Here is a 14,040-nt window from a genome sequence, read left to right as displayed (position 1 = left end):
TCCCCAGGGAGGCGGGGATCCAGAGACACAAAGGTCAGCTATTTAGGGGTCCCCGCCCCCGCGGGAATGACGATCGCGAGCAATCGCCCACGCCGCCTCTCCCGCCGGGAAAGGCCGTTTTAGACCAGGCGGCTCTGCTTGACCGCGGCTTCGATGAAGCTGGCGAACAGCGGGTGCGGATCGAACGGCTTAGACTTCAGCTCCGGGTGGAACTGGACGCCGACGAACCACGGATGATCGGGACGCTCGACGATCTCGGGCAGTGTGCCGTCGGGCGACATGCCGGAAAAGACGAGGCCGCCCTGCTCGAGCGCTTCCTTGTAGCCGGTGTTCACTTCGTAGCGGTGACGATGACGCTCCGAAATATCGGTCCCGCCATAGATCGACGCGACCACGCTGTTGCCGTCGAGCTTGGCGTCATACGCGCCCAGCCGCATCGTGCCGCCCATGTCGCCCTCGGCCGCGCGCGTTTCGAGGCCTTCGCGCCCCATCCATTCGGTGATCATACCGACCACCGGCTCGTCCGTCGGGCCGAACTCGGTCGACGAGGCAGCGGGAACGCCGCCAAGACCGCGCGCGCCCTCGACGCACGCCATCTGCATGCCGAAGCAGATTCCGAAATACGGAATTTTCCGCTCGCGCGCGAACTTGACCGAGGCGATCTTGCCCTCTGCGCCACGCTCGCCGAACGCGCCGGGAACGAGGATCGCGTCGCACGGCTCCAGCTGCCCGGCGATGTCGCTTTCGGCGTTCTCGAACAATTCGGCGTCGATCCAGCGGACGTTGACCTTGACGCGGTTGGCGATGCCGCCGTGGACCAGCGCCTCGTTGAGCGACTTGTACGCGTCCTGGAGCCCGACATATTTGCCGACCACGCCGATCGTGACTTCGCCTTGCGGGTTGGTTAGCCGGTCCATGATCTCGGTCCAGCGCGACAGATCGGGCGCATCGGCGGGTTCGATCCCGAACGCGCGGAGGACTTCGATGTCGAGGCCTTCGCCGTGATACTGGAGTGGCACCGCGTAGATGCTCTTCGCGTCGAGCGCGGGGATGACCGCGCTGGCGGGCACGTTGCAGAACAGCGCGATCTTGGCGCGCTCCGACGGCGGCAGCGGATGCTCGCAGCGGCAGACGAGAACGTCCGGCTGGACACCCAGCGCTGCGAGTTCGCGGACCGAATGCTGAGTCGGCTTGGTCTTCAGTTCGCCCGCGGCCGCAATGTACGGCACCAAGGTCACGTGGATGCTGATCGCCTTGCCGCGACCTTCCTCGTTCTTCAGCTGACGAATCGCCTCGATGAACGGAAGTGATTCGATATCGCCGACGGTGCCGCCGATCTCGCACAGGACGAAATCGAGATCGTCGGTCTCCGCCCGTGCGAACGCCTTGATCGCGTCGGTGACGTGCGGGATGACCTGCACGGTCGCGCCAAGATAGTCGCCGCGCCGCTCGCGGGCGATGATCTGCTGATAGATGCGCCCCGAGGTGACGTTGTCCGACTGACGCGACGGAACGCCGGTGAAGCGCTCGTAATGGCCGAGATCGAGATCGGTCTCGGCGCCGTCGTCGGTGACGTAGACCTCGCCGTGCTGATAGGGCGACATCGTGCCGGGATCGACGTTCAGATACGGATCGAACTTCCGGATCCTGACGCTGTAGCCGCGTGCCTGGAGGAGAGCGGCAAGCGATGCCGCCATGAGACCTTTACCGAGCGACGAAACCACGCCCCCGGTGATGAAAATGTACCGAGCCATGGGAAGAGTCTCGTAGCGTGTGTTGGGGACGAACGACAAGAGCCCCGCGGTTCACGCAGGGGCTAATTATCGGCGAATGGAGTATTTATCGGGCGAGTGGGACCGCGCCGTTGTCGGCAGGGGCCGTTGCCGCCGCCGGAGCGCCGGCGTTTTCAGCGCCACCGGCAAACGGTGCCGCATCACCCTTGGGCTGCGCGGTCGGAACGGCCGTCGCGGCCGCCGGGGTCCGCGCGAGCGAGGTGTCGATCGTCGTGGTCCGGTGATTCGCCGCGAGAACCGCGAGCAGGATCGAGAACAGCACGAACATCGTCCCCAGAACGCCCGTCGCGCGGGTCAGGAAATCAGCCGCACCGCGGGCCGACATCAGCCCCGACGGACTGCCGCCCATACCCAGACCGCCGCCTTCCGACCGCTGCATGAGGATCACCGTGACGAGGGCGGCCGCGATGATCGCGTGGATGACAAGCAGAAAGGCGAACATTGCGCGGAAGACCCCGGAACTTTTGCGAAGGCGGGCACATAGGCGACCGCGCGGCTTCGATCAACCGGAACGGTGGCACGGCATATCGCACGCTGCATGCAAAACTACGGAAACAAGCCGTGCGGGCGGGCGTTGTGACCCCGTAATGACGCTCATGACTGGGTATCGTGCATATAAATTCAGATGGCGGATCAACGCTGTGGCATCAATGGCAGCCAATACCTTATCGACCTGGATGACCGCTCTGGTGGATTATGTCCGTTCGGGTGAACCCGATCTGACCAATCGCCAGATGGCGCTGCTTCTACTCGTATACCTCAAACCGGGCCCGCATACGGTACGCGGCCTGGCCCGTGCGCTGAACGTATCGAAACCGGTGGTCACGCGCGCCTTGAACAGATTGGGTGCGCTCGGCTATCTGCGCCGGCAACGCGACGACAGCGACAAGCGCAACATCTTTGTCGCGCGCACGACCGAAGGGGCAGATTTTCTTGAAGAGTTCGGGCAATTCATCGGCGACGGCCCCGCCCCCGCTGGCGCAAACGGCCACACCGCCGCTCACGCTTGAGCCGTTCGACGACAAGGCTCGGGCCAGCTTCGCGCTGACCGGCCGTTCGGTGAACCTCGACCCGCGCACGCATGCCATTCGCCGCGATATCGCCGACATTCGCCTTGCCGAATACGTATTCGCTCCACACTATGCCGTCCCGATGATACGGCCCGTTACGCGCGCAACTTTGTTGCGCAGCGGACGCGATGAAGCGAGCGATACGATGGTCGACCTCAATCCCGGCGACAGTTTCGAAGTGCTGGAAATTGCTGGCGTTTCCGCTTGGGGCGTCGCACGACCGAGCGGCCTTGTTGGCTATGTCGGGGCCGCAGCGCTTGAGCTGGCGCCGGAAGCCTCCGCATGACCAGCGTCTTCATTGATGGCGCGGTCGGCACCACCGGTCTCGAAATCCGCGAACGGCTTGCAGGGCGCGATGATATTTCGATCGCGCTGCTCGCCGAAGACCGGCGCAAGGACCCTGCCGCTCGGCGAGAGGCGCTGAACGATGCCGATTTCGTCATCCTCTGCCTGCCCGACGACGCCGCACGCGAAGCGGTTGCGCTGATCGACAATCCCCGCACCCGCGTGATCGACGCCTCCAGCGCACACCGTGTCGCGGCGGGCTGGACGTACGGCTTTCCCGAACTACCGGGCCAGGCCGAGATGGTCGCGACCGCGATGCGCGTCGCTAATCCCGGCTGCTATCCGACCGGCTTCCTCGCGCTCGTCGCGCCCCTCGTTGCGGCCAAGCTCCTTCCCGCCGACCTGCCGCTAAGCGTCAACGCGACGTCGGGCTATTCTGGCGGTGGCAAGGCGATGATCGCCCAATTCGAAGCGGGCGGGACGACGACGGCGTTCCGCGCCTATGCGCTGGGGCTCGCGCACAAGCATATTGCCGAGATGACTCAGCATGCCGGCCTCGTGCACGCGCCGATCTTCGCGCCGGCGGTAGCCAACGCCTATCGCGGCATGGTCGTCGAGGTGCCGCTGCACCTCCACGCGCTACCCGGCCGCCCGAGTCTGGCGGCGATCGAGGACGTCTTGCGCGCTGCGTTCGACCGTTCGACGCTCGTTTCGGTCGAGGCTGGCGATATCAGCGCGATCGATATCGAGGAAAATGCCGGCACCGACCGCCTGACGCTGCGGGTTTGCGGCAACGATGCCGTCGGCCATGCACGGCTGGTCGCCACGCTCGACAATCTGGGCAAGGGCGCCGGCGGCGCGGCGGTCCAGAACCTCAACATCATGGCCGGGGTCGATCCCGTGGCCGGCCTTGTTTTCTAAGACCGGCGTCCCACCCGGCGAGTTCCAGGAGCTTTCATGCACCGTAATCCCGTAGCCAAGCTGCTCCTGTTCGGCGCGACCGGCGATCTCGCGCAGCGCATGCTGCTGCCGTCGCTCTATGGCCTGCACGCCGACGGTTTGCTGCCCCATGAACTGACGATCACGGGCGCGGCGCGTCACGACTATGACGACACGCAGTATCGGGCATTCGCCAAGAAGGCGCTCGACGAGTTCCTGTCGGATGATCGCAAGGACGAGGCCGCGATCGGATCGTTCCTCGACCGGATTCATTACCAGCCGACCGACCTGTCCGATCCGGCCAGCTTCCAGCCGCTCGCGGACAAAATCGGCGACATCTCGGGTGGTCTGGCCATCTATCTGTCGACCGCGCCGTCGCTGTTCGAATCGGCGATCGAGGGGCTGCACAAGGTCGGCCTCGCCGGTGAAACCGTCCGGGTCGGCCTCGAAAAGCCGCTCGGCTATGATCTCGAGACCAGCCGCGAGATCAACGATGCGGTGGCAAAGGCTTTCCCCGAGGAGCGGACCTACCGGATCGATCATTATCTTGGCAAGGAAACCGTCCAGAACATCCTCGCGCTGCGGTTCGGCAACTCGTTTTTCGAGCCCGTCTGGAATGCGCAGGGGATCGACAACGTCCAGATCACGATCTCCGAAACGGTGGGGCTCGAAGAACGCGCCGGCTATTACGAGACCGCGGGTGCGCTGCGCGACATGGTCGCCAATCACATGCTCCAGCTGCTCGCGCTGATCGCGATGGAGCCGCCTGCCCGGTTCGAAGGCACCGATGTCCGCGACGAAAAGTCCAAGGTCTTCCGCTCGTTGCGGATGATCAAGCCCGAGGAAGCGCCGCACGTCACGGTCACCGGCCAATATGCCGACGGCGCGGTGAAAGGGAAGATCGTCAAGAGCTACTCCGACGAACTCGGCAAGCCGTCGAACACTGAGACGTTCGTCGCGATCAAGGCGCATGTCGACAACTGGCGCTGGCAGGGCGTGCCGTTCTACCTGCGTACCGGCAAGCGCATGGCGACGCGACGCAGCGAGATCGCGATCCAGTTCAAGGCTGTGCCGCATTCGATGTTCGCCGGCCGTGGCGGGCTGTTGCAGCCCAACATGCTGATCATCCGCCTGCAACCGGAGGAATATATCCAGCTGCTGGTGATGGCGAAGGAGCCGGGGCTCGATCGCGAGGGCGTCCGCCTGCGCGAGGTGCCGTTGAACCTGAGCATGGATGCCGAGTTCGCCGGCTCGCGGCGCCGGATCGCGTATGAGCGTCTGCTGCTCGACCTGATCGAGGGCGACCAGACGCTGTTCGTGCGCCGCGACGAGGTCGAGGCGCAGTGGACCTGGATCGATGCGATCCGCGAGGGGTGGAAGGCGAACGCGATGAAGCCCAAAAGCTATGCATCGGGCAGCTGGGGGCCCTCCGCCGCGATCGCGCTCACCGAGCGCGACGGGGTGACCTGGCAGGACGACTGAGTTTCAGGGGAATTATCCCCCGCGTCCGTTCGCCCTGAGCGAAGTCGAAGGGCCGCCCGCTTGTGGCAATGTCCTTCGACTTCGCTCAGGACGAACGGAAAGATTTTAAGGAAAGATCGAATGACCGAGATCGAATGGTGGGATTACGACGACGCGGACGAGCTCGCCAACGCCGTCGCGGGTGACATCCAGTTCGTCATCGAGAGCGCGCTCGACGCGCGCGGCTCGGCAGTGATCGCGCTGGCGGGCGGCAAGACGCCAATGGCCGCGTACGAAAAGCTGGCCCAGGCGAAACTCGACTGGAAGAAGGTCACGATCATCCCCGGCGACGAGCGTATCGTGAAGCTCGGCGATCCGCTGTCGAACGTCACCGCACTGGCGAAGATCTTTCTTCCCAAGGGCGCGCGCGTGAAGCCGATCGTCCCCGAGGCGATGTCGGATTACAAGGCGGCGGGCCGTTCGGCGGATGCGCTGATGCAGGACCTGCACTGGCCGCTCGACTTCTGCCTGCTCGGCATGGGCACCGACGGCCATACCGCGTCGATCTTCCCCGGCCCCGATTATGACGAGGCGCTGAGCGGTCCCAAGGAACGCCGCGCACTCGGCGTGATGCCCGATCCGCTGCCGCCGGAGGCAGGGCTGGCGCGCGTCACGCTCTCGGCAGCGGCGATCGCTTCGTCGAAGGCGCTGATGATCATGATCACCGGCGACGAAAAGAAGAAGGTGCTGGAACAGGCGATCGAACAGGGGCCGTCCTCGCGCTATCCGATCGGCCGCGTACTCGCCGAAGTCGAGCTGCCCGTCGACGTCCACTGGGCCGCTTGAGATGCTGAACGCCGTCGTCGCCGCAGTCACCGACCGGATCATCGACCGCTCGCGCGACAGCCGCGCCGCCTATCTCGCGCTGATCGAGCGCGAGGCGGCGGCGCAGGTCCGGCGTCCGGGTCTAGGCTGCGCGAACCTCGCGCACGCCTATGCCGGGACCGAGGAGGACCGCGACGCGATGAAGGCCGATGGCGGCATGAACATCGGCATCGTGACGGCGTATAACGACATGCTGTCGGCGCACGCGGTCTATTACCGCTACCCCGAGCTGATGAAGGTCTGGGCGCGAGAAGCGGGTGCCACCGCGCAGGTCGCGGGCGGCGTGCCGGCAATGTGCGACGGCGTAACGCAAGGGTATCCGGGCATGGAGCTGTCGCTGTTCAGCCGCGACACAATCGCGCTGAGCACTGCGATCGCGCTCAGCCATGGTACGTTCGAGGGCGCGGCGCTGCTCGGCATCTGCGACAAGATCGTCCCCGGGCTGCTGATGGGCGCATTGCGCTTCGGCCATCTGCCGATGGTGCTGATCCCCGGCGGCCCGATGCCGACCGGCCTGCCCAACAAGGCGAAGGCCGCGGTGCGCGAGAAGTTCGCCGAGGGTCTGGTCGGCCGCGAGGAACTGCTCGAGGCCGAGATCGGCGCCTATCATTCGAAGGGCACCTGCACCTTCTACGGCACCGCCAACACCAACCAGATGATGATGGAGGTCATGGGCCTCCACATGCCGGGCGCGGCGTTCGTCAATCCGGGCACGAAGCTTCGCCAGGAACTTACCCGCGCAGCGGTCCACCGGCTCGCCAAAATCGGTGCGCGCGGCGACGATTACCGGCCGCTCGGCCACTGCGTCGACGAGAAGGCGATCGTGAATGCGGCGGTCGGCCTGCTCGCGACCGGCGGGTCGACCAACCATCTGCTCCACGTCCCCGCGATCGCGCGTGCGGCCGGGATCATCATCGACTGGGAGGATTTCGATCGCCTCTCCTGCGCCGTCCCACTGATCGCGCGCGTCTATCCCAATGGTTCGGCCGACGTGAACGCGTTCGAGGCGGCGGGCGGTATGCCCTATGTGATCCGCGAGCTGTTGAGCGAAGGCCTGCTGCACGGCGACATCATGACGATCGGCGGGCAGGATCTGTCGGCCTATGCAAAGACCGCGGTCGTCGAGGATGGTACGCTCGGCTGGCGCGATACGCCCGACAGCGGTGACGAGACGATCCTGCGCCCCGCCACCGCGCCCTTCTCCCCCGATGGGGGCATGCGCATCCTCGCGGGTAATATCGGCCGTGCGTGCATCAAGGTGTCCGCGGTCGAGCGCGAGCGCTGGATCGTCGAGGCACCGGCGATGGTGTTCGACGACCAGCTCGACGTGATCGAAGCGTTCAAGCGCGGTGAGCTGGAGAAGGACGTCGTCGTCGTCGTCCGATTCCAGGGGCCGCGCGCGAACGGCATGCCCGAGCTGCACAAGCTGACCCCGCCGCTGGGCGTGCTGCAGAATCGCGGGTTCAAGGTGGCGCTCGTCACCGATGGCCGCATGTCGGGCGCGAGCGGCAAGGTGCCGTGCGCGATCCATTGCTCGCCCGAGGCGCTGCTCGACGGCGCGATCGGCCTGATCCGCGACGGCGACATGATCCGCGTCGATGCGGTCAACGGCACGCTGGAGGCGCTGGTCGACGCGGACGTCTGGGCGACGCGCAAGATGGTCGCGACGCCGCCACCGGTCAGCGGCATGGGCCGTGAACTGTTCGGCATGTTCCGTGGCCTCGCCGACGAAGCCGAAAAGGGCGCATCGGCGATGCTGGCAGGCGCCGGGCTTTAGAGCGTCACACACACACCCTCGCCGCAGCCCCAACGCCGTCATCTCAGCGAAAGCTGGGATCTCCCACCACGGGGACGGACCATGCGGCTTGAGATTCCAGCTTTCGCTGGGATGACGGGGGATCATAATAATAGACGGAGGATGACATGGAAATCGTAGCGGCAGATATCGGTGGGACGCACGCGCGATTCGCGATCGCCGAGGTCGAGAATGGCCGCGTCGTCGCGCTTGGCGAGCCGGCGACGATGAAGACCGCTGACCACGCGTCGCTGCAGACCGCCTACCAGGCGTTCGAGGCGGGCTTGGGCCGCCCCCTCCCCCGCGCCTTGGCGATCGCGGTCGCATCACCGGTCGCGAACGACGTCATCCGCCTCACCAACAACCCGTGGATCATCCGCAAGTCGTTGATCACCGAGCGGCTGAAGGCAGACCAGTGGGTCGTCGTCAACGATTTCGGGGCAGTGGGCCATGCGGTCGCGCAGGTGCCGAGCAGCGACTTCATCCACCTCTGCGGCCCCGACACGCCGTTGCCGTCCGAGGGCATCACGACGATCTGCGGACCCGGCACCGGGCTCGGCGTCGCACAGCTTCTGCGCCACAAGACTGGCTATCAGGTGCTCGAGACCGAGGGCGGGCATATGGACTTCGCCCCGCTCGACGGGATCGAGGACGCATTGCTCAAGCGCCTGCGGAAAACGTTCACGCGCGTGTCGGCCGAGCGGGTCGTCGCGGGGCCGGGCATCGTCGCGATCTACGAAACGCTTGCCGCGCTGGAGGGCCGTGCGGTCCCCAGCCATGACGACAAGACGATCTGGACCGAGGCGATCGACGGCACCGATTCGATCGCGCTGGCAGCGCTCGACCGCTTCTGCCTCGCGCTAGGCGCGGTGGCGGGCGATCTCGCGCTTGCGCAGGGTGCAAAGGCCGTCGTGATCGCAGGCGGCCTGGGCTTCCGGATCAAGGATCGCCTGATCCGCTCGGGCTTCGACCAGCGCTTCGTCGCCAAGGGCCGCTTCCAAGGCATGATGGCAGCGATGCCGGTCAAGCTCATCACCCATCCCCAGCCCGGCCTGTTCGGCGCCGCGGCGGCCTTCGCACAGGAACACACGCAATGACCGTCACTATCGCAGATATCATGCAGACCAGCGCCGTCATCCCGGTGCTGGTGATCGAGGACGCAGCGCTTGCGCGGCCGCTCGCCGAGGCGCTCGTCGCGGGTGGCCTGCGCGTGCTCGAAGTGACGCTGCGCACGGGTGCCGCGCTCGAAGCGATCGCCGAGATGAAGAAGGTGCCGGGCGCGATCGTCGGCGCCGGTACCGTCGTCAACACGCAGCAGTTCGCACAGGTCCGCGATGCGGGCGCCGAGTTCATCGTCTCGCCGGGCCTCACCGAACGGCTCGCGACGCCGATCATCGAGAGCGGCATTCCGTTCCTGCCGGGCATCGCCAACGCCGCCGACATTATGACCGGGCTCGACCTGGGGCTCACGCACTTCAAGTTCTTCCCCGCCGAGGCCAATGGCGGGTTGAAGGCTTTGAAGGCGCTCGCCGCGCCGTTCTACCAGTGCAGCTTCTGCCCGACCGGGGGAATCACCGAAGCAAGCGCACCCGAGTGGCTCGCGTTCAAGCCTGTGCTCTGCGTTGGTGGTAGCTGGGTAACCGGCGGCACGATGGCGGAGATCGAAACAAAGGCCCGCGCGGCCAACGCGTTGCGGGCGTAACTCCTCCCCGGCGCGGGGAGGGGGACCGCGACGCGCAGCGGCGGGGTGGAGGGGGAGCGCCCAAAGCGTAGCGCCTGCCTTATTCGCCTCTGCTGGTACGCGCGCGGTGAGCCCCCCTCCACCATCCTGCGGATGGTCCCCCTCCCCGTTCCGGGTAGGATTACATCTCGCCGCGGGCTTTGCGGATGGCGTACCATTTCTTCACGTTGGCGTTGTGTTCGGCCAGCGTGTTCGCGAAGACGTGGCCGCCGGTGCCGTCCGCCACGAAGTACAGTGCCTGGGTCTGCGCCGGGTCGAGCACCGCGTCGATCGATGCGCGGCCGGGATTGGCGATCGGGCCGACCGGCAGGCCGGCTTCGGCGTATGTGTTGTAGCCGTTCTTGGCGTGCAGTTCCGATCGCAGGATGCGGCGCCCAAGCGGACGCCCCTTGGTGATCGGGTAGATCACTGTGGGGTCGGCCTGGAGCGGCATGCCGTTACGAAGGCGATTGCCGTAGACCGCAGCGACGGTGCGGCGCTCGGACGGCTTGCCGGTTTCCTTCTCGACGATCGAGGCGAGGATGATCGCCTGTTCGGGAGTCGTCACCGCGATACCAGGTTTGCGCGCAGCCCATGCCTTGGCGAGATAGGTCTTCATCGCCGCCTGCATGCGCGTGACGACCGACGCGCGCGTGTCGCCCGCTTGGAACGCATAGCTGTCGGGAAGGATCGAACCCTCCGCGGGGACGGGCACGTTGCCGGTGAGGCCGTACGCCTTCATCAGCGCGTCGTGGACGAGGACCGAGGGATAGCCCTCGGGAACCGCCACCAGTCGCTGGACGACCTTGCCGCCCTGCATCAGCTCGAGGATGTCCGACTGGCTCGCGTGCGGTGCGATGCGGTATTCGCCCGCCTTGATCGGATCGCCCGAGCCGAACACGCGTGCGTACAGGCGGAAGCGGCGGGCCGAGGGTATCGCGCCGGCCTTTTCGAGTTCGGTGGCGGCACCGGCCAGCGTGCTGCCTTCGCCGATCTGCACGGTCAGCGTGCGAGGGGCCGGGCCGGCGCCGCCCCAGCCTTGGACGACCAGGAACAGCGCTACTACCGCCGCTAGGCCGACGATCAATCCGAAACAGCCGACCTTGCGCATTGGTACTCCTTGGATCCCCGCGAAGGCGGGGACCCAGTCTGGGCCCCCGCCTTGAGCCCCATCGAAGTATTACTTCGATGGGCGGCCCTTCGCGGGGGGACAAGCCTTACTGAACCTTCGTCATCACCAACGAGGCATTGGTACCGCCGAAGCCGAACGAGTTGTTCAGCACTGCGCGGACTTCACGCTTCTTGGCGACGTGCGGGACGAGGTCGACGCCCACGCAGCTGTCGCTCGGATTGTCGAGATTCAGCGTCGGCGGGACGATCTGGTCGCGCAGCGCGAGGATGCAGAAGATGCTCTCGACCGCACCGGCGCCGCCGAGCAGATGCCCGATCGCCGACTTGGTCGACGACATCGACAGGCCCGCGATCGCGTCGCCGAACAGACGACGCACCGCGCCGAGCTCGAGCTCGTCACCCAGAGGCGTCGAGGTGCCGTGCGCGTTGATGTAATCGATGTCCTCGAGCTTCAGACCCGACTTCTTGATCGCCATCTGCATCGATCGGAACGCGCCATCGCCTTCCGGGTGCGGCGCGGTGACGTGATACGCGTCGCCCGACAGACCATAGCCGATCACCTCGGCATACATCTTCGCACCGCGTGCCTTCGCGTGTTCATATTCCTCGAGCACCAGCACGCCGGCGCCCTCGCCCATCACGAAGCCGTCGCGGTCCTTGTCGTACGGACGCGAGGCCTTTTCGGGCGAATCGTTGAAGTTGGTCGACAGCGCGCGTGCCTGCGCGAACCCGGCGATGCCGAGCGGGCAGACGGTGCCCTCTGCGCCGCCCGCGAGCATCACGTCGGCGTCGTCCATCGCGATCATCCGCGCGGCGTCGCCGATCGCATGCGCGCCGGTCGAGCAGGCGGTGACGACCGCATGATTCGGACCGCGCAGACCGTATTTGATCGAGACCTGACCAGAAATCAGGTTGATCAGTCGACCGTGCACGAAGTGCGGCGACACGCGGCGCGGGCCCTTGGTGTGCAGAACGATCGATTCGCTCTCGATACCCGGCAGGCCGCCGATGCCAGAGCCGATCGAGACGCCGGCACGCCAGCTCTCTTCCAGCGTCATTTCGGTCAGCCCGGCGTCTTCCAGGGCCTGCCCTGCGGCGTCGATGCCATAGATGATGAACGGATCGACCTGGCGCTGGACCTTGTGATCGACGCGCTTGCCGGGATCGAAGCCATACTCATGGTCGGCCGGCTTCACCTCGCAGGCGATGCGGCACACCTGATCCGACGCGTCGAAGCGCGTGATCGGGCCCGCGCCCGACTTGCCGGCGAGGATATTCGCCCAGGCCGTTTCAACATCCGCCCCCAGGGGGGTGACCAGGCCTAGCCCGGTTACGACGACACGCCGCATGGCTTCAAACTCCGTCTGCTCGCAAAACGAAACGGCTCCCCGCCCTCTTTGCCCAAGGACGGGGAGCCGTTCAAATCATACCCATCGGGGCAGGTCCAATGTAATGGACCTTAGACCCTGATCAGGCCTTGTGCTCGTCGATGTACGTGATCGCATCCTTGACGGTCGCGATCTTCTCGGCGGCGTCATCGGGGATTTCGACACCGAATTCTTCCTCGAACGCCATGACGAGTTCGACGATGTCGAGGCTGTCTGCGCCCAGGTCGTCGATGAAGCTCGCGTCCTCGGTCACCTTGTCGGCTTCGACGCCGAGATGCTCGACGACGATTTTCTTCACGCGGTCAGCGGTCTCGCTCATGGTAGTTCCCTCTTCAAATCTGGGGGTTTTCGGTATTTCCTGAACGCACCTAGAACGCGGCAGTTCAGCGCGCAAGTTCAGATCATCGCCATCCCGCCGTTCACGTGCACGGTTTGTCCCGTGACGTAGCCGGCTTCGCGGCTTGCGAGATACACGACGGCGGCGCCGATGTCTGCGCCTTCGCCGAGGCGACCAGCCGGAATCTTCGTCGTCAGCGCGGTCTTCTGCGCCTCGGGCAGCGCGTCGGTCATCGGCGAGGTGATGAAACCGGGTGCCACACAATTGACGGTGATCCCGCGGCTGGCGAGTTCCTGCGCCATCGACTTCGACATGCCGATCAGCCCCGCCTTCGACGCTGCATAGTTCGCCTGCCCCGGATTGCCCGTTACGCCGACGATGGAGGTGACCGAGATCATGCGGCCGAAGCGCGCCTTCATCATCGGCTTGGCGGCGGCGCGCATGAGGCGGAACGCGGCTTCGAGGTTGACGCGGATGACGCTGTCCCACTCCTCGTCCTTCATCCGCATCGCGAGATTGTCGCGCGTGACGCCGGCATTGTTGACGAGGATGTCGATCTTCCCAAGCGCCGCGACCGCCTGCGGCACGAGCGCATCGACCGCGGCACCATCGGACAGGTTGCACGGCAGCGCCACATGATCGCCACCGACGCCGGCGCGAAACGCCTCCAGCTTGTCGGCGTTGGACCCGGATACGGCCAACCGCGCGCCTTGGGCTGCGAGCGCCTTGGCGATCTCGGACCCGATCCCGCCCGAAGCGCCGGTAACCAGCGCGGTCATACCTGTGAGGTCGAACATTTTTATCTCCAGATTCAAGAAATTTGTTCGCGCAGAGGCGCGGAGGACGCAGAGGGGCGGTAGTTGTTGACGAGACGGCGAACGCCCTCTTTCAGGGTGTCGCCCCCAAAGTTGATGAGCAAGCCGACGGGCTGTTTGGTCAATCTGAGATAGGTCAGCAGTTGCTTCGCGTGGACGGGCAGAAGGCGCTCGACCGATTTGATTTCGACGACCAATCGGTCGTCAACCAGCAGATCGAGCCGGAAAGCCGCCTCAAAGCGCAAGCCTTCGAACTCGATATCGATCGCCCGTTGCCGCGCAACGCTGTAGCCCATCGCCAACAACCGACCGGCGAGAACGGCTTCGTAGACGCTTTCGAGAAGCCCCGGCCCCAGATCCCGGTGCAGGCGCAGAGCGACATCGAGAACGTCGCCACTGACCGCATCGATATCTTTCATAA

15 protein-coding genes are annotated in these 14,040 nt (G+C 65.6%); 8 read left to right on the top strand and 7 right to left on the bottom strand.

The genetic code is table 11. The features are described from left to right. Positions 1 to 119 precede the first annotated feature (119 nt). Positions 120 to 1,754, bottom strand: coding sequence for a CTP synthase (locus tag ASF00_RS12520; RefSeq protein WP_055879471.1), 1,635 nt, complete (start codon positions 1,752 to 1,754; stop codon positions 120 to 122). An 85-nt stretch (positions 1,755 to 1,839) separates the two neighbouring features. After that, a complete protein-coding gene (secG, locus tag ASF00_RS12515; protein ID WP_055879468.1) occupies positions 1,840 to 2,235 on the bottom strand; it encodes a preprotein translocase subunit SecG in 396 nt (131 codons plus the stop codon). 208 nt (positions 2,236 to 2,443) lie between these two features. Between secG and ASF00_RS12510 the strand changes: the two genes are divergently transcribed. The 8 genes from ASF00_RS12510 to eda all read left to right on the top strand — a co-directional run bounded on the left by ASF00_RS12510 (position 2,444) and on the right by eda (position 9,930). Then, positions 2,444 to 2,803, top strand: coding sequence for a MarR family transcriptional regulator (locus tag ASF00_RS12510; RefSeq protein WP_443024409.1), 360 nt, complete (start codon positions 2,444 to 2,446; stop codon positions 2,801 to 2,803). Then, positions 2,727 to 3,149, top strand: a complete 423-nt coding sequence (locus ASF00_RS19045) for an SH3 domain-containing protein (protein WP_235525795.1) — start codon at positions 2,727 to 2,729, stop codon at positions 3,147 to 3,149. The genes ASF00_RS12510 and ASF00_RS19045 overlap by 77 nt, the downstream gene beginning before the upstream one ends. Beyond that, on the top strand, positions 3,146 to 4,069 hold the full coding sequence (gene argC, locus ASF00_RS12500) for an N-acetyl-gamma-glutamyl-phosphate reductase (RefSeq protein ID WP_055879467.1): 924 nt from the start codon (positions 3,146 to 3,148) through the stop codon (positions 4,067 to 4,069). The genes ASF00_RS19045 and argC overlap by 4 nt, the downstream gene beginning before the upstream one ends. Positions 4,070 to 4,105: 36 nt before the next feature. Then, positions 4,106 to 5,569, top strand: a complete 1,464-nt coding sequence (gene zwf, locus ASF00_RS12495; protein ID WP_055879464.1) for a glucose-6-phosphate dehydrogenase — start codon at positions 4,106 to 4,108, stop codon at positions 5,567 to 5,569. Positions 5,570 to 5,689: 120 nt separating this feature from the next. Beyond that, positions 5,690 to 6,394, top strand: coding sequence for a 6-phosphogluconolactonase (gene pgl, locus ASF00_RS12490; RefSeq protein ID WP_055879459.1), 705 nt, complete (start codon positions 5,690 to 5,692; stop codon positions 6,392 to 6,394). Between the two features lies 1 nt (position 6,395). After that, positions 6,396 to 8,210: a phosphogluconate dehydratase gene (gene edd / locus ASF00_RS12485; protein ID WP_055879455.1), complete on the top strand. Its 1,815-nt coding sequence runs from the start codon at positions 6,396 to 6,398 to the stop codon at positions 8,208 to 8,210. A 146-nt stretch (positions 8,211 to 8,356) separates the two neighbouring features. Continuing rightward, on the top strand, positions 8,357 to 9,325 hold the full coding sequence (gene glk, locus ASF00_RS12480) for a glucokinase (protein WP_055879451.1): 969 nt from the start codon (positions 8,357 to 8,359) through the stop codon (positions 9,323 to 9,325). Further along, the gene (gene eda / locus ASF00_RS12475) at positions 9,322 to 9,930 is read left to right on the top strand and encodes a bifunctional 4-hydroxy-2-oxoglutarate aldolase/2-dehydro-3-deoxy-phosphogluconate aldolase (RefSeq protein ID WP_055879448.1); all 609 of its coding nucleotides are present in this window, start codon (positions 9,322 to 9,324) and stop codon (positions 9,928 to 9,930) included. Before glk ends, eda begins: the two co-directional genes overlap by 4 nt. 160 nt (positions 9,931 to 10,090) lie before the next feature. Here eda and mltG read toward each other — a convergent pair whose 3' ends face one another. The 5 genes from mltG to ASF00_RS12450 form a co-directional block, all read right to left on the bottom strand. Next, entirely contained in the window at positions 10,091 to 11,059 is a 969-nt protein-coding gene (gene mltG / locus ASF00_RS12470; RefSeq protein WP_055879444.1) for an endolytic transglycosylase MltG, read from the bottom strand. Positions 11,060 to 11,165: 106 nt separating this feature from the next. Beyond that, a complete protein-coding gene (fabF, locus tag ASF00_RS12465) occupies positions 11,166 to 12,428 on the bottom strand; it encodes a beta-ketoacyl-ACP synthase II (RefSeq protein ID WP_055879441.1) in 1,263 nt (420 codons plus the stop codon). Between the two features lie 121 nt (positions 12,429 to 12,549). Then, a complete protein-coding gene (locus tag ASF00_RS12460) occupies positions 12,550 to 12,786 on the bottom strand; it encodes an acyl carrier protein (protein ID WP_031393971.1) in 237 nt (78 codons plus the stop codon). A 77-nt stretch (positions 12,787 to 12,863) separates the two neighbouring features. Next, positions 12,864 to 13,601, bottom strand: a complete 738-nt coding sequence (fabG, locus tag ASF00_RS12455; RefSeq protein WP_055879439.1) for a 3-oxoacyl-[acyl-carrier-protein] reductase — start codon at positions 13,599 to 13,601, stop codon at positions 12,864 to 12,866. 14 nt (positions 13,602 to 13,615) lie between these two features. Continuing rightward, entirely contained in the window at positions 13,616 to 14,038 is a 423-nt protein-coding gene (locus ASF00_RS12450) for a GxxExxY protein (RefSeq protein WP_055879436.1), read from the bottom strand. Positions 14,039 to 14,040: the final 2 nt, after the last annotated feature.

Origin of the sequence: Sphingomonas sp. Leaf34 (genome assembly GCF_001421805.1) — a bacterium.
Taxonomy (GTDB): domain Bacteria; phylum Pseudomonadota; class Alphaproteobacteria; order Sphingomonadales; family Sphingomonadaceae; genus Sphingomonas.
The sequence above is the reverse complement of the archived record's forward strand: the minus strand, read 5'-3'. Positions and strand labels throughout refer to the sequence as shown.

Excerpts from the sequence above, each read along its gene's own strand:
- ASF00_RS12520 (WP_055879471.1), bottom strand. The coding sequence starts at position 1,754 with ATGGCTCGGTACATTTTCATCACCGGGGGCGTGGTTTCGTCGCTCGGT.
- secG (WP_055879468.1), bottom strand. The coding sequence starts at position 2,235 with ATGTTCGCCTTTCTGCTTGTCATCCACGCGATCATCGCGGCCGCCCTC.
- ASF00_RS12510 (WP_443024409.1), top strand. The coding sequence starts at position 2,444 with ATGGCAGCCAATACCTTATCGACCTGGATGACCGCTCTGGTGGATTAT.
- argC (WP_055879467.1), top strand. The coding sequence starts at position 3,146 with ATGACCAGCGTCTTCATTGATGGCGCGGTCGGCACCACCGGTCTCGAA.
- zwf (WP_055879464.1), top strand. The coding sequence starts at position 4,106 with ATGCACCGTAATCCCGTAGCCAAGCTGCTCCTGTTCGGCGCGACCGGC.
- pgl (WP_055879459.1), top strand. The coding sequence starts at position 5,690 with ATGACCGAGATCGAATGGTGGGATTACGACGACGCGGACGAGCTCGCC.
- edd (WP_055879455.1), top strand. The coding sequence starts at position 6,396 with ATGCTGAACGCCGTCGTCGCCGCAGTCACCGACCGGATCATCGACCGC.
- glk (WP_055879451.1), top strand. The coding sequence starts at position 8,357 with ATGGAAATCGTAGCGGCAGATATCGGTGGGACGCACGCGCGATTCGCG.
- eda (WP_055879448.1), top strand. The coding sequence starts at position 9,322 with ATGACCGTCACTATCGCAGATATCATGCAGACCAGCGCCGTCATCCCG.
- mltG (WP_055879444.1), bottom strand. The coding sequence starts at position 11,059 with ATGCGCAAGGTCGGCTGTTTCGGATTGATCGTCGGCCTAGCGGCGGTA.
- fabF (WP_055879441.1), bottom strand. The coding sequence starts at position 12,428 with ATGCGGCGTGTCGTCGTAACCGGGCTAGGCCTGGTCACCCCCCTGGGG.
- ASF00_RS12460 (WP_031393971.1), bottom strand. The coding sequence starts at position 12,786 with ATGAGCGAGACCGCTGACCGCGTGAAGAAAATCGTCGTCGAGCATCTC.
- fabG (WP_055879439.1), bottom strand. The coding sequence starts at position 13,601 with ATGTTCGACCTCACAGGTATGACCGCGCTGGTTACCGGCGCTTCGGGC.
- ASF00_RS12450 (WP_055879436.1), bottom strand. The coding sequence starts at position 14,038 with ATGAAAGATATCGATGCGGTCAGTGGCGACGTTCTCGATGTCGCTCTG.